This is a genomic window from Ruegeria sp. AB10, assembly GCF_056542745.1.
Genome location: NZ_JBQGAI010000003.1, coordinates 178308 through 192206, shown reverse-complemented (window position 1 = coordinate 192206; position 13899 = coordinate 178308). Strand labels below are relative to the sequence as shown.

Here is a 13899-nt window from a genome sequence, read left to right as displayed (position 1 = left end):
TGCTCGAAGGGTTGGTTCTGGCGGTTGAGTACCGCAAGGTTGACGTGATCAGCGTGATCCATGTGCCAGGTGCCGATGCAAGTAAAAGGTTGGTGGTTGTCGACCTCGGAGACCGTCACTTTCCAATTCGGACCTCGGACCGGCTTTTGACCGTTGCTCCCGGAAAATGGGCGTGTGTCTCAAAACGCCACGTGCTGTTGCGCAGGTGGTACCTCTATAAGCTTGAGCTTCCGGGATATTGCAGAAATGCCCTGCCTGTTGGGCCCTATTCAGGCCCGTATGATCCAAGGTCCCTGCCCCGACGACCTACAACGCCTGCCCCTCCCTATCAAAAAACTGCAGCTTCTCCGGCGCGAAATGCAGGCCAATCTTTGCACCAGCCTTGATCTCGGTATCGCCGCCAAGGCGGACGGTGACTTTCTCCTCGGTGCCGCAATCGACGATGACGAACATATCAGCGCCCAGGTATTCGACCACCTCGACCAGCCCGTCGCTGTGACCCGCGCCGGGATCGACCACGCTGATATGTTCCGGGCGAATGCCCAGCATCGTGGCCGTGCCAGTGCGGTTAAACGGACCGCTGCCGCCGTTTTCCAACTGGAACTGGTCACCTGACACGGTGCAGGGAATGACGTTCATCTTCGGGCTGCCGATGAACTGCGCCACGAACAAGTTGGCCGGGCGTTCGTATAACTCACGAGGCGTACCGACCTGTGCGATCTTGCCGAACTCCAGCACGACGATGCGGTCGGCCAATGTCATCGCCTCGACCTGATCGTGGGTCACATAGATCATGGTGCGGTTGAGGCTCTGGTGCAGCTTGGCGATCTCGTACCGCATCTCGACCCGCAGGGCGGCGTCGAGGTTGGACAGGGGCTCATCGAACAGGAATGCGGTGGGGTCGCGCACGATGGACCGCCCGATGGCCACACGCTGACGCTGCCCGCCGGACAGGTCCTTGGGGCGACGTTCCAGATAAGGTTCCAGCTTGAGCACCTCAGCGGCCTTGCCCACACGCTCGGCGATCTCGGCCTTCGGGACACCCGCCACCTTCAGCGAAAAGCCCATATTCTCGGCCACCGTCAGGTGAGGGTACAGAGCATAGGACTGGAACACCATGGTCAGCCCGCGTTTCGAGGGCGGATGATCGGTGACATCCTTCCCGTTGATCAGAAGCGACCCGCGCGAGATATCTTCGAGCCCGCCGATCATCCGCAACAGGGTGGATTTGCCACAGCCCGAGGGGCCGACGAAGACGACGAACTCACCCTCTTCGATCTGCAGGTCGATGCCTTTGATCACCTGCACTTCGCCGAACCATTTTTCGACGGATTTAAGCTCGATGCTGCCCATCAGTTCCTCCCTGCCCAATGCAGCCAGACGGCGGCTGTCCAAGTGAATGAGTTGCCCCCGGCCGGGCTGCCGGTGATCGGATCGTAATATTCGGCAAAGCCGTGACCCGCGATCAGACGCGCGGTTTTCAGGCGCAGGGTTTCTGCTTCGACGCCGTGGCCCATTTCCGCCAGTCCGAACCCGGCCAGCATGTTCATGAACGCCCAGGTCGGCCCGCGCCAATAGCGGCGCTCATCAAACTTGGGCATGTTCGGATCATAGCTGGGAATAGGATGCGGCACGGTGGTCAGAACGGTTTTCACGCGGTCCAGCATCTGCGGGGAGTCAATACCTCCAAACCAGCACAAATAGCTCGCGTTAGAGACACTTTCGGCCCATTCACCCGTATGCGCATCACGGGCGTCAAAGGCGCCCAGCGCCTCGTTCCACAGCGACCGCGCGCCCGCCTCAAGCCGGGCTACATCAGCGCTGAGACCCTCAGCTTCGATGCCAAGTTCCTGACTGATCGCCAGCAGATCGCGGGCGGCGCGCAGAGTGGTGAAACTCATGGTCGGGTCGGCGACGCGGAACGGGTTGAGGTCCAGCAATTGCTGCTGATCCCAACCGACCTCATTCCCGATCTGCACCAGTTTGATATAGCGGTCATAGTCGTATTTGGTGGGCCGGTCGGCGCTGTTCACATGGCTGGTGTCGCGGCGCTGATATTCGCCCACATCCGAGGCATCGATCCCCGCCATCGTACCATCCCAGTCCGGCGCATTGTCACGTCCGGCCTCCCAGGGATGGGTTGTGCAGACAGCGCCATGTTCGTCCAGGCGCCATTTCATGAACCAGCGGTGCCAGGCCAGCATGGCTGGGAACAGGGCGCGGAGGCGGGCCTCACCTACCACGCGGTCCTTGTCCCAGACCCGCCGTGCCATGGTGGCGGCCAGCGGCGGCTGGGTTATGCCCGAGGATGCAATCGGCCCGGTGCCACCCCAGACCTCCGGTCCGGGAAAATACCCCGGATCGGGCTTATGGAACAGGATATGGGGCACCATGCCGTCGTCCCACTGGCCCGAAAACAACGTCTCAAGCTCGACCCAGGCGCGGTCGATGTCGAATTCGGCAAAGCCCAGCGCCGCGACCGCGCTGTCCCAGTTCCACTGATAGGGATAAAGGCCACTGGTCGGGATCGTATAGCCGCCCCGGTCATTGGCGATCAGGATGTTGCGGGCCGATTCACTCGGCGTCGTATAGTAGTTCATGTCTGTCATCCTTTGACCGAGCCAGCCGTCAGGCCCTTGGTCATGAAACGTTCAAGCCCCAGGAACAGGGCCATGATCGGAACGGTGGCAATCACCGCACCGGCCATCAGGTGTTGGCGGGGGATTTCCGAGGAGTTCAGCATTGTGACACCTCGGGTCAGGGTGAATTTCGACGGGTCATCCAGCAGCATGAAGGCCAGCAGGAATTCGTTCCACGCGATCATGAAGACATAGAGCGACACCGACGCCAGCGCCGGCAGGCTGAGCGGCAGGGTGATCTTCCAGATCACCGCCAGACGTGACAGGCCATCCATCAGACCGGCCTCTTCAACCTCGGTCGGCAGACCGCGGAAGTATCCCTGCAGCATGTAGAGCGCGACCGGGATCGTGGTGACCGGGTAGATCATCACGATGCCAAGGATCGAGTTGCGCAGACCCGTCAGCGAGAACGCGATATAGATCGGCAGCGCCAGCACGATCATCGGCACCATGTAGATCAGCAGAACCGAGCGTGAGAACGCCTTTTGCCCCTGAAACCGGAACCGCGCCACCGCATAGGCGCCGGGGACGCTGAACAGCAGGGTGATGAACACGGTCAGGACCGAGACATAGAAAGACGTCCACAGGTAGCTGCCGAAATTGAAATCCCGGAACAGTTCCGTGTAGCTGCGGAACAACGCCGCGCCCTGGCTCAGATCAACCGAGAAATCCAGCGGGTTCTGCAACAGCGCCTGCTGCGATTTCAGGCTGGTCATCACCATCACATAGAAGGGGATGATGACGATGGCGGTGAAGAAGATATAGCCGAACCCTGTGCAGAACCGGATCACCGCGTCTTCGTATTCGTGGCGGGTGAGTTCGCCAAACGGCAATTCCTTGAGGATCGCGGCCAGTGACACATGCATCACCGCAGCCACCGAGATCACCGTCACCAGCAGCGCCAGCAGCGTCGTATCCGATCCGATCAGAACCGGGCCAAAACCGGTCAGGCAGGACAGGCCCAGCCAAGCCGCAACACCCAGACGCGCCGGGGCGTGGCGGGCGGGAAAGCGGACATAGACCAGCCCGGCCACTGCGCCCCAGATCAGGCTCAGCAGAACTTGTGGGCGAAACGCCGCGCCGGTGGCGAAAGACATCGTGACCGCGATGGTGGTGGCGATCACCAACATCCACAGCGCGCCCAGAACGGGGCCGGTGATATACCCTTTGCGCATCACAGGCCCTCCTCGCGGCTGATGAACTTGAAGAAGACAAAGCTGAAGGCGATCAGGCACATCAGGATCACCACGGCCACCGCCGCGCCCGCCCCGATGTTTGAGACTGCAAAGGCCTGTTCATAGACATTCACGGTCAACGTGCGGGTGCCCGCATTGCCACCGGTCAGCAGGAAGATGTCGTCGAACTTGTTGAAGGTCCAGATAAAGCGCAGCAGGAACAGCACCGACAGGATGCCCAGCAGTTGCGGGATGCTCAGCAGCCAGAATTTCTGGAACGGCGAGGCCCCATCCATATCCGCCGCCTCATACATGCTGCTATCGATGGACTGCATCCGGGCGAGAATGAACAGGAAGGACAGCGGGAAATAGCGCCAGATTTCGAATACGGTGACCATGATCAGCGCCAAGGGACGTTCCCCGAAGAAGTTGATCGGTTCACTGCTTAACCCCATCTGCACCAGCAGCGCATTGGCCGAACCCGAGAACGGGTCAAACAGCGTAACCCAAGTAAAGGCGACGGCGATGACGGGGGCCACATAGGGGAACAGGTAAAGGCCGCGGATGAAGCCCTGCCCCTTGAAGCTTTTGTTCAGCAGCAAGGCGGCGAACAGGCCCATGACCAAAGCGCCGATTGTGCCAAAGACGGTATAGAACAGGGTGACCCCAAGCACGCCCCAGAATTCATCGCCGTCAAATACACGGGCGAAGTTTTCCAGGCTAAACTCGAAATTGGTCAACACGCTGGGGCCGCTGCCGGTCACGTCGGGCTCGGATTCTTCAACCAATTCCTCGAAGGCATCCGGGTCGCCATCGACCTCGATCGGAATGCGGATACGCTCCCGCTGGCCGCCCTCCAGTGCGCCGAAATCGCAAAACAGATCCTGCCCATCCAGAACACAGGGCGCGGCGACCTCTCCGGCGATCACGCCGTCGGGCAGCACGTCACTCAGGGTCACGCCGTCGATGGCGATTTCCTGGCTGGAGTTGCGCAGGCGGTATTCGATCCGCAGATCGTCGCCCGATCCGCGCAGGCTTTCACGGACAACCGGCGCAGGGGGGCGCAGGTCCGAAAGGGTAAACGGCTTGAAGCTGATCCAGATGATTGCCAGCAAGGGCAGGATCACCACAAGCGACACGCTGATCACGGTCGGAGCCAGCAGCGCCCAGGCCAGACGCGCCTCGCGTTTGGCAAGCGCCCCGGTTCCGGTCGGTGGGGTGGCCGAAGACATGGGATACCTCAAAGGGTTGCGCGCAGCGGCGCGGACGCCGCTGCTGATGCTGGTGGACTACTGAACCTTGGCCAGCTCGTCATTCATGGCCGCAACGGCGGCGGCGGCGTCAATCTCGTCATCGATATACTGACGCACGATCCGGTTGATGGCCTGAGAGTTGATCATCTTCGATGCCAGCGACAGCTGCCCCTCGGCCACGCCCCAGCGCTGCGCCACGTCCAGTCCACCGACGATCTCGTCGATCATTGCCTGTTCGTAAAGCTCACCCAGCGGCGCCTTGCGGTCCACGCCCACGGGCAGCTCGGCCCAAGCTTCGGCAAAGGCAGTCGGATTGTCAGCATTGCCGCGACGGACCGGGAACTTACCCTCGGGCGCAATCGCCAGCGTCTGGGTATAGCCCTGATCCATTGCGTATTTCACAAACTCCATCGCCGCATCGGTATCCGCATCGTTGGTGATGCCAAAGTAGCGCACGTCACCCCAAGCCGCGCCATCGGGGTTCGACGGGCCGGACAGTTTGGTGACGATACCGGTCTTGCCCGCCAGATCACGCGAGGTCGGGTCATCGGTGATGGTTGGCGGGGCGCTATCACGCAGACCAGCCAGTTCGTCCAGAATGAAGGGCGACCAGATGATCATCGCGGCCTTGCCGTCAAAATACAGCTCGCGCGATTGCTTCCAGTACAGCTCTCCCGGAGGCGATGCCTTGGAGATCGCCTTGTAGAAATCCAGAACCTCGGTGGTCTTGGCCTCGTCCAGAGGCTGGAACCCGTCGGGGCCAACCGGGCTTACACCATTGGCGAGGAAGACATGTTCCAGCACCTGGCTCATGAAGTTTTCGTCAACCTTTGTGGCCGAAACAAAGCCGTACATCTCGGGCGGGTTATGCAGCGCTTCGAGCGCGGCCTGAATGTCGGCAAAGCTGTCGGGCGCGTCCAGACCAGCCTCGTCGAACAGGTCCTTGCGGTAAACCACCATCTGGGTCCAGCCATCCACAGGCACGGACGCGGTTTCATCGTTGAACGCGGCCATCGCCAGCGCGCCGGGGGCAAAGGTGTCGGCGCCCAGTTCCTCGATCACTTCGGTGGCGGCTTCGGTGTCCAGAATGCCGGCCTCGGCCCAGGGCAGCGCGTATTGCAGCGTGTGATAGACCACGTCGGGCAGGTCACCAGCGGCAAAGGCCGCGGTGGCACGGGTGCCCAGATCGCTTTCGGTGACAGGGATCACCTCGACCGTCGTGCCGGTTTCAGCCTTGAACTGATCGGCCATCTCCTGCTGTTTGGCCAGACGCTCGGGCTGTTCCTCGGTGGTCCAGAACCGGATCGTGTCGGCCTGCACGGACAGCGCAGTCAGCGCCAGGGCCAGCGACGATCCAAGCATCAGCCTTGCGGCTTTGGGTGTCAGTTTCATTTGTGATCTCCTCCCGGTCATTCTTTGTTGATTTGCGTGCGTTTCACCGCCAGCTCCGCCGATGTCAGATGCGGCGGCCCGTCCGATCCCCCTTCGACCAGAGTCGCTTCGGTCAGTTCACGCAGGGTCGCGGGGTCCTCGCCCCGGATCTGGCGGATCAGCAGGGTTGCCAGCCGTTGCCCTGCCATGCGGGAATCGACGGCAAACGTGGTCAGCGCCGGGCGCGCGTAGCGGCATTCAGGAATTCCGTCATAGCCGATGACCGACACGTCGCGGCCAATCTCAAACCCCAGATCTTGCGCGGCTGCGCAGAACCCCAACGCGGCCAGATCGGTGGCAAAAACAATCGCGGTGGGCGGCAGATCCTGCTGCATAAGCACCATCGCCTGCGCGGCACCGTCCTCGCGCGTCCGGGCGCCCTCGCGGATCAGATCGGGATCAAGCGGCAGGCCCGCCTCGTGCAAACCTTCGGTGTATCCGTCGCGGCGCAGGTGGCTGTAGTTGAACTTGGGATCACTGCCGACATAGCCGATGCGCGTATGCCCGAACCCGGCCAGCCGCAGCACCGCCTTGCGCATGGCGGTTTCGCCCGCGATGTCGAACCACGAGGTCTCCTCGCGCGTGTTCGGCTGCCCGTACCCGGTGCGACCATAGAGGATATGCGGCACCTCGAGATTGCGCAAAAGCCCGGCGCGGGCATCCTTGACCATCGTTCGCGGCAGGATAAACCCGTCTGCCTTGCGCTCTTCGAACAGGCGGCTGAGCACTTTCAGCGTGTCGCGTTCCGAAGTTGCCGTGGAAATCGTCATCGTCCAGTCAAGACTGCTGGCAGCCTCGCAGGCTCCGGCCAGAAAATCCTGCAGAAACGGGTTGTGCTGATCGGGCTCTTCGCTGTTCAGCACCATCGCAATGGCGCGCACCTGCCCGGTCCGGATTGCCTGCGCATGGCTCAGCGGGCGGTACCCCAGCTTGCGGGCGGCGGTCTGAACCCGGTTCCGCGTCACCTCGGAAATATCGGAGTAACCGTTCAGCGCCCGCGATACCGTGCTTTTCGACAGGCCCAGATGCGCCGCCAGTTCGTCCAGCTTCACCCGGCCAGAGACCGAAGTGCGATTCGCGGACGTGCGCGATGGATATGAGAGATTCGTAGCCATTTTTTTCATTTGTTTGCTCCGAAACCGGTTTCGGCAACGAAAAAGTTAAAAAAGATGCAAACTGGTCATTTTTTAGCGCCTTTGCTGATTTTCCATTCTGACGCTGGGACTTACCCAAGGGCGATGTCCGCTAACCCTGCGTTTCGACTACAGCTTTCAGATTGGACAGGCCCCGTTCGTAGTCGCCGCCGACCCATTCATCCATCATCAGCCCCATCCACCGCGCCATCGGATTCAGGCCCAGATCGGTGACGAATCCCCAGGTCACCTGCGTCTGATCCCCCTGAGGCATCAGATCAAACGCCGCAACGGCGGTGCCCATCGACCCGAAATCCAGCGCCGTTCTGACCGCCTGATCGGGGATGCTTTCAATGATCTCCTGCGATCCGGTCCCGACCTGCGGATGCTCCGAGCTCCAGTTCAGGGTATTGCCCACACCGGCCTCGGGGCCGCTATAGGTCAGTTGCGTCGCGGGATCACGCTCCAGCCAGGGTGACCATTTCTCGGTCTCCTGCATCGAGTTCACATAGGGAAAGATGGCGGCGGGCGGGGCGTCGATGACAATGCTGCGCGCCACTTCGGCCCGACCGGGCAACAGGTAGGAAACCCCGATCAGCAGTAAAACAAGCACAAGCAGAGCCAGAAGAATGCGTTTGATGAATCGCATGAAACGTCTCCGATCCAAACCCGGATACGGCGACTATAGCAAAAAATAGCGCGGAATCAGAGACCTGATCCCGCGCCTGTCAAAACTACGGACTGTTCCGACGGGTCAGACGATCACGAATTTCTTGTCCTGCGGGTCATAACATTGCAGCCCGCCCTCACCGATATCGGTCCACAGCCCATGCAGGCTGAGCGAGCCGTCCTGCACCGCCGAGGACACGAACGGGAAGGTCATCAGGTTCTCGAGCGAGGCGACAACGGCCTGCCGTTCGAACTGCCGCGCCTGATCGACGCTGTCTTCGATATCGGCGACCAGTTCGTATTTCGGCTTCAGGATATCCATCCAGCGTCCGACAAAGCTGTCCTTGGCTTCCAGCTGCGGGGCCTGACCTTTGCACATGTCGATGCAGCCCTGAACCCCACCGCATTGCGAATGGCCCAGCACGATCAGATGCGCCACCTTCAGCGCGGTCACGGCGTATTCGATCGCCGCACTGGTGCCGTGGTGATCACCGTCGGGCGCGTAAGGCGGCACCAGGTTGGCGATGTTGCGGTGGATGAAGAAATCGCCCTGATCCGCCCCGAACATCGAGGTCACATGCACGCGGCTGTCGCAACACGATATCACCATCGCACGCGGGCGCTGCCCCTCGTTTGCAAGGCGGCGGAACCAGACCTGATTTTCAGAGTAGGTGGTGGCTTTCCAGCCGTGATACCGTTTGACCAAATAGCCCGGCAGAGGTTTTGCTAAGTCCATTCTTCTGTCCATTTTTTCGAGTTCCCAAGGGCTGCTCTACCCCGAATTCGCAGAAAATTCGAGCAATTATCCTGCGCGGGCGCAAGGTTTTGCAAAGGAATTCGCGATCAAAGTCGATCCATGCCGTGGGGGCATAGAGAATTGGGGTGAACGTGGTGGAAAAGATACTCACGCTTGAACACAAGGAAACCGTCCGGCTGGACCTGGACCAGCTGAACGGGCTGTACCGGCAATTGGGCGACAAGAACGCGCTGGATGTGCTGTGCCGCACGGTCGAGGAACTGGCCGTACGCCTGTCGAACTGTGAACGGTTCTGGCGGCAGCGCGACTGGGCGGGGCTGCGCAAATGCGCGCGGTCGCTGGTGGCGATTGCCGATCAGATCGGCATGGTCGCGCTGGCGCGGGTTGCCGGGGATGTGGCGCAAACCGTGGATACGGGCGATGCGGTGGCCACCGGTGCCACCCTGTCACGGCTGATCCGGGTCGGAGAAAAATCGCTGACCGTGATCTGGGACCAGCAGGATCTTTCCGTCTGACGGGGCTTGCGGACGGGCCGTGGGCGGATAGGCTGGGCGCAAACCGAACCAGCCGAGATTTCCATGACCCTGTCCTTTGCTTCACCCTCTGACCCTTCGCTGCCGCTGCACGTCATCGCGCAACCCGATCTGGACGACTGGCTTGCCAGCCAACCGGATCACGTGTCGAACTGGGTGCAGGCCAGCGGCTTTACCGGCGCGCTGGGGCAGGTCGCCCTGATCCCCGGCCCGGACGGAACGCCGCAATTTGCCGTGGCAGGCTATGGCACAGGCGCAGGCCGCATGCGCAAGCGGTTTCCGCTAGCCGCCGCCGCCGAATCCCTGCCCGAAGGCACCTATCACATCACGTCGGGCGTGCCTGCGGATGCGCTGGCAACCGAATGTCTGGGCTGGCTTCTGACCAGCTATGCGTTTGATCGTTATGCCGCGCAATCCGGGGCCAAGGCCCGTCTGGTTGCCCCGGAAGGAACTGACGCGGCGCGGATCGAGGTTCTGGCTCAGGCCGAGGCCCTGACCCGCGATCTGGTCAACACGCCTACCGAAGATATGGGTCCGGGCCAGTTGCAAGCCGCCGCCGAGGCGCTGGCACAGGAATTCGGCGCCTCCTGCAACGTGATCAAGGGGCAGGCCCTGCTGGATCAGAACTTTCCGATGATCCACGCGGTTGGCCGCGCCGCCGCGCAGGAACCACGCCTGATCGAGATGAACTGGGGCAGTTCCGGCCCCAAGCTGACTTTGGTCGGCAAAGGCGTGTGTTTCGATACCGGAGGGCTGAACCTGAAGCCCGGTAACTCGATGGCGCTGATGAAAAAGGACATGGGCGGATCGGCCAATGTGCTGGGTCTGGCGCGGATGATCATGGCGCTGAAACTGCCGGTTCGGCTGCGCGTGCTGATCCCGGCAGTTGAGAACTCTGTCGCCGGAAGCGCCTTTCGGCCCGGTGACATCCTGACCTCGCGCAAGGGTCTGACCGTCGAGATCAACAACACCGATGCCGAGGGGCGGCTGGTGCTGGCCGATGCGCTGACGCTGGCGGATGAGGGTACGCCCGATCTGGTGATCTCGATGGCCACGCTGACCGGCGCAGCGCGGGTGGCCGTTGGCGGCGATCTGGCGCCGTTTTACACCGATGATGACAGCGCTGCCGATGCCTTGGCGCGGGCCGGACAACAGGCCGCCGACCCGGTCTGGCGGATGCCGTTCCACGAACCTTATGAGGCGATGATCGAACCGGGCATTGCCGATCTGGACAACGCGCCCTCGGGCGGGTTCGCGGGATCAATCACCGCCGCGCTGTTCCTGCGCCGGTTTGTGGGCGACAGCCGCTATATGCATTTCGACATCTATTCCTGGCAAGCCAGCAAAGCGCCGGGCCGCAGCAAAGGCGGACTGGGACAAGGTCCGCGCGCACTGCTGACCGCCCTGCCCGAGATACTGGACCTATGACCAAACAGCGCATCATAAACCCCGTGGTCGACCTGCGGCGCGATCCCGATGGCCTGCGGGACCGCCAAGTGTTGTTCGGTGACACGGTCGCCGTGACAGAAACCCAAGGCGGCTGGAGCCGGATCATAGCTGACAAGGACGGCTACTCTGGCTGGGTCGCCTCGGACCAGTTGGGGCCGCCTGTTTCCGATACCCATTGGATCACCGCCCCCGCAACCCACGCCTATGCGGAGCCGGATATGAAAAGCCCTGACCGGGTCTCGCTGAGTTTCGGCAGCAAGGTTCAGGTCCTGTCGGAACAGGGCCGGTTTCTGGAAACGGAACTGGGTTTCATCCCCGCCGTCCATGCCAAGCTAACGGCCACCCATCTGACCGATCCGGTCGCCGTGGCCGAGCTGTTTCTGGGCACGCCCTATCTGTGGGGCGGCAACAGCCGGTTCGGGCTGGATTGCTCGGGTCTGGTGCAGGCCGGACTCTTGGCTTGCGGCATCCCCTGCCCTGGCGACAGCAGTGACCAGGAACGGGAGCTGGGTCAGGCCCTGCCCGCTGGGACGAATCCGAAACACGGTGATCTGCTGTTCTGGAAAGGCCATGTCGCCTGGGTCTATGACGACAACATGCTGCTGCACGCCAATGCCTATCACATGGATGTGACATTCGAGCCGATGGATCAGGCAATCGCGCGCATTCTGGATCAGGGCGACGGGCCTGTTACATCCCACAAAAGGTTTTAATCAAGATCGACCGAGCGGATCAGCTTGCGCTCCAGCACCCGCAGCACGGTGCGCAGGTCATGGCCGCGTTTCAGGATGCGGCCATCCATGCCAATCACCGAGTACATCCCCTGCCTTTGCCGCAGACGCGGATGTTTCTCGACCCGGTAGATCGGATGCTCGGCCGTACGGCGAAAGATAGAGAAAACCGCCATATCCCGCAGGTTCGAAATACCGTAATCGCGCATTTCCCCGGCGGCGACCATCCGACCATAGACGGACAGGATATGGGACATCTCGTGCCGGTTAAACGCGACGGGCATCTGTGCCGAGTTAGCAGAAAACCGGCTGGGAGGCTGCATGTTCATACCCTCAGCCTTGCCGGAAAACGCGTTTGAATCAAGCCCGAGCACGATAAGGTGTGGTTTTTTGGTCGATCGTGACCTAGCGCCGCCCAACCTGACGACAGATCAGAATCACCGGCAATAGCCCCACCGCAAGGATCACCAGCGAAGGTACGGCCGCCCCTTCGAGCCGCTCATCCGAGGCCAGCCGATAGGCCTGCACCGCCAGTGTGTCAAAGTTGAACGGGCGCATGATCAGGGTGGCGGGAAGCTCTTTCATCACGTCGACAAAGACGATCAGCAGCGCCGTCAGCAGCGATGGTGTCAGAATTGGCAGATGCACCCGGCGCAGCGTACCCAAGGGCGTTTGACCCAAGGATCGTGCAGCCGCGTCCATATTGGCGTGAACGGTGCTCTGCCCGCCTTCATAGGCGCTGAGCGCGGCGGCCAGAAAGCGCACCATATACGCCGCGATCAGCAACCAGATCGACCCCGTCACCAAAAGCCCGGTCGAGATATCGAAGGTCTGCCGCATCCACGCATCCAGCGCGTTGTCAAAGCTGGCGAAGGGCACCATCAGCCCCACCGCGATCACCCCGCCCGGCACCGCATATCCCAGCCGCGCCAGATAACCTGCGGTGGCCGATCCCCTGCCAGGGCGCAGCCGTTGAAAGAACCCCACGCAGATCGCCGCAAACACCGTGACCACCGCCGCCGTGCCTGCCAGCGTCAGTGAGTTCTGGATGAACCCGATATAGCGCCGCGACAGCAGGTTCTGTTCCGACTGCAGGCCCATCTGGATCAGGATGAAAACCGGCAGCAAAAAGCCCAGAAAAACCGGAACAGCGCACAGCGTGAACGCCGCCACGGATTGCCAGCCCTTCAACTGCGCCGAAGGGAGCGACGCATGGCTTTTACCCGCCTGATAATATTTCGCCTTGCCGCGCTGTATCCGCTCGGCCATCGCCATGACCAGCGCGAACCCCAGCAGGCACAGGGCAAGCTGTGCAGCGGCGGCGCGGTCTCCGATCGAGAACCAGCTGGTATAGATACCGGTGGCAAAGGTCTGCACACCGAAATAGGCGACCGTGCCAAAATCGGCGATGGTCTCCATAATCGCCAGCAGCACCCCGCCCGCAATCGCCGGTCGTGCCATCGGCAGCGAGACATGCCAGAAGGCCAGCCACGGGCTTTTGCCCAGCGCGCGGGCGGCCAGAAAAGCGGTGGCGCTTTGCTGCAGGAACGCGGCGCGGGCCAGCAGATAGACATAAGGATACAGCACGAGGATCAGCATCACCGCCGCGCCCTCGGTCGAGCGGATCTCGGGGAACCAATAGTCGCGCGGCCCCCAGCCTGTTACCTCGCGCAGGGTGGTCTGGACGATGCCGGGATGATCCAGAATGAAGGTATAGGCATAGGCCAGAACATAGGCCGGGAAGGCCAGAGGCAGGACCAGCGCGATCTCAAGGAAGCGCACGCCGGGAAAACGGCACATCGTCACCAGCCACGCCGCGCCCACCCCGATGGAAAAGGTACCCGCAGCCACCAGAACCACCAGGATCACTGTCGTCAGCGCATAGCGCGGCAGAACCGTGTCCAGCAGATGCGAGATCGTGTCCGTCCCGCCCGTCACCGCCGCCAGAACAACCGCCACCATCGGCAACAGGCAGGCGGCCGCCACCAGACAGGCCACCGTGCCGACCAGCCGGGTACCAAACACGCCCCGATGGCGCGTTCCATGTTCTGACAATTCGATTTCGGCCATGTATCCGGTTTTGACAGGCTAAAGCGCGGGTTCCGCCTTTAATTGACCAAAACGCTAAG

The 13899-nt window shown here is 61.7% G+C and carries 13 protein-coding genes; 3 read left to right on the top strand and 10 right to left on the bottom strand.

The genetic code is table 11. The annotated features are described in order from the left end of the window. Positions 1-306: 306 nt before the first annotated feature. The 8 genes from ACR0NT_RS08350 to ACR0NT_RS08315 form a co-directional block, all read right to left on the bottom strand. Entirely contained in the window at positions 307-1353 is a 1047-nt protein-coding gene (locus ACR0NT_RS08350; RefSeq protein WP_170444519.1) for a sn-glycerol-3-phosphate ABC transporter ATP-binding protein UgpC, read from the bottom strand. Then, positions 1353-2600, bottom strand: a complete 1248-nt coding sequence (locus tag ACR0NT_RS08345) for an MGH1-like glycoside hydrolase domain-containing protein (RefSeq protein WP_480442897.1) — start codon at positions 2598-2600, stop codon at positions 1353-1355. Before ACR0NT_RS08345 ends, ACR0NT_RS08350 begins: the two co-directional genes overlap by 1 nt. Before the next feature lie 5 nt (positions 2601-2605). Further along, positions 2606-3814, bottom strand: coding sequence for a carbohydrate ABC transporter permease (locus ACR0NT_RS08340; RefSeq protein ID WP_170672677.1), 1209 nt, complete (start codon positions 3812-3814; stop codon positions 2606-2608). Beyond that, the gene (locus ACR0NT_RS08335) at positions 3814-5046 is read right to left on the bottom strand and encodes a carbohydrate ABC transporter permease (RefSeq protein ID WP_170672676.1); all 1233 of its coding nucleotides are present in this window, start codon (positions 5044-5046) and stop codon (positions 3814-3816) included. Before ACR0NT_RS08335 ends, ACR0NT_RS08340 begins: the two co-directional genes overlap by 1 nt. A 57-nt stretch (positions 5047-5103) precedes the next feature. Further along, complete coding sequence (locus ACR0NT_RS08330; protein WP_170444531.1) at positions 5104-6459, bottom strand: extracellular solute-binding protein; 1356 nt, start codon at positions 6457-6459, stop codon at positions 5104-5106. Between the two features lie 17 nt (positions 6460-6476). Continuing rightward, a complete protein-coding gene (locus ACR0NT_RS08325) occupies positions 6477-7622 on the bottom strand; it encodes a LacI family DNA-binding transcriptional regulator (RefSeq protein ID WP_480442895.1) in 1146 nt (381 codons plus the stop codon). A gap of 121 nt (positions 7623-7743) precedes the next feature. After that, positions 7744-8280: an SRPBCC family protein gene (locus tag ACR0NT_RS08320; protein ID WP_170444536.1), complete on the bottom strand. Its 537-nt coding sequence runs from the start codon at positions 8278-8280 to the stop codon at positions 7744-7746. A 105-nt stretch (positions 8281-8385) separates the two neighbouring features. Beyond that, entirely contained in the window at positions 8386-9036 is a 651-nt protein-coding gene (locus tag ACR0NT_RS08315; RefSeq protein WP_170444539.1) for a carbonic anhydrase, read from the bottom strand. Positions 9037-9182: 146 nt separating this feature from the next. Here ACR0NT_RS08315 and ACR0NT_RS08310 point away from each other — a divergent pair, with 146 nt between their 5' ends. The 3 genes from ACR0NT_RS08310 to ACR0NT_RS08300 all read left to right on the top strand — a co-directional run bounded on the left by ACR0NT_RS08310 (position 9183) and on the right by ACR0NT_RS08300 (position 11752). Further along, complete coding sequence (locus ACR0NT_RS08310) at positions 9183-9572, top strand: hypothetical protein (protein ID WP_170444542.1); 390 nt, start codon at positions 9183-9185, stop codon at positions 9570-9572. Positions 9573-9635: 63 nt separating this feature from the next. Then, positions 9636-11018 (top strand): M17 family metallopeptidase, encoded by a 1383-nt coding sequence (locus ACR0NT_RS08305; protein ID WP_170672674.1) that lies wholly within the window; start codon positions 9636-9638, stop codon positions 11016-11018. Then, entirely contained in the window at positions 11015-11752 is a 738-nt protein-coding gene (locus ACR0NT_RS08300) for an NlpC/P60 family protein (protein ID WP_170672672.1), read from the top strand. The genes ACR0NT_RS08305 and ACR0NT_RS08300 overlap by 4 nt, the downstream gene beginning before the upstream one ends. On the opposite strand, the gene ACR0NT_RS08295 is transcribed toward ACR0NT_RS08300, so the two are convergent. Further along, positions 11749-12099 carry a DUF2794 domain-containing protein gene (locus ACR0NT_RS08295; RefSeq protein WP_170444551.1) on the bottom strand — a complete coding sequence of 117 codons (351 nt, stop codon included), beginning with the start codon at positions 12097-12099 and terminating at the stop codon, positions 11749-11751. The two genes, ACR0NT_RS08300 and ACR0NT_RS08295, sit on opposite strands and share 4 nt — an antisense overlap. A gap of 76 nt (positions 12100-12175) precedes the next feature. Further along, positions 12176-13840, bottom strand: a complete 1665-nt coding sequence (locus ACR0NT_RS08290) for an ABC transporter permease (RefSeq protein WP_170672670.1) — start codon at positions 13838-13840, stop codon at positions 12176-12178. Positions 13841-13899: the final 59 nt, after the last annotated feature.

Bases quoted from the DNA above. Each gene is read 5' to 3' on its own strand.
- ACR0NT_RS08300 (WP_170672672.1), top strand. From the start codon at position 11,015: ATGACCAAACAGCGCATCATAAACCCCGTGGTCGACCTGCGGCGCGAT.
- ACR0NT_RS08295 (WP_170444551.1), bottom strand. From the start codon at position 12,099: ATGAACATGCAGCCTCCCAGCCGGTTTTCTGCTAACTCGGCACAGATG.
- ACR0NT_RS08335 (WP_170672676.1), bottom strand. From the start codon at position 5,046: ATGTCTTCGGCCACCCCACCGACCGGAACCGGGGCGCTTGCCAAACGC.
- ACR0NT_RS08350 (WP_170444519.1), bottom strand. From the start codon at position 1,353: ATGGGCAGCATCGAGCTTAAATCCGTCGAAAAATGGTTCGGCGAAGTG.
- ACR0NT_RS08345 (WP_480442897.1), bottom strand. From the start codon at position 2,600: ATGAACTACTATACGACGCCGAGTGAATCGGCCCGCAACATCCTGATC.
- ACR0NT_RS08315 (WP_170444539.1), bottom strand. From the start codon at position 9,036: ATGGACTTAGCAAAACCTCTGCCGGGCTATTTGGTCAAACGGTATCAC.
- ACR0NT_RS08290 (WP_170672670.1), bottom strand. From the start codon at position 13,840: ATGGCCGAAATCGAATTGTCAGAACATGGAACGCGCCATCGGGGCGTG.
- ACR0NT_RS08325 (WP_480442895.1), bottom strand. From the start codon at position 7,622: ATGAAAAAAATGGCTACGAATCTCTCATATCCATCGCGCACGTCCGCG.
- ACR0NT_RS08340 (WP_170672677.1), bottom strand. From the start codon at position 3,814: ATGCGCAAAGGGTATATCACCGGCCCCGTTCTGGGCGCGCTGTGGATG.
- ACR0NT_RS08320 (WP_170444536.1), bottom strand. From the start codon at position 8,280: ATGCGATTCATCAAACGCATTCTTCTGGCTCTGCTTGTGCTTGTTTTA.
- ACR0NT_RS08305 (WP_170672674.1), top strand. From the start codon at position 9,636: ATGACCCTGTCCTTTGCTTCACCCTCTGACCCTTCGCTGCCGCTGCAC.
- ACR0NT_RS08330 (WP_170444531.1), bottom strand. From the start codon at position 6,459: ATGAAACTGACACCCAAAGCCGCAAGGCTGATGCTTGGATCGTCGCTG.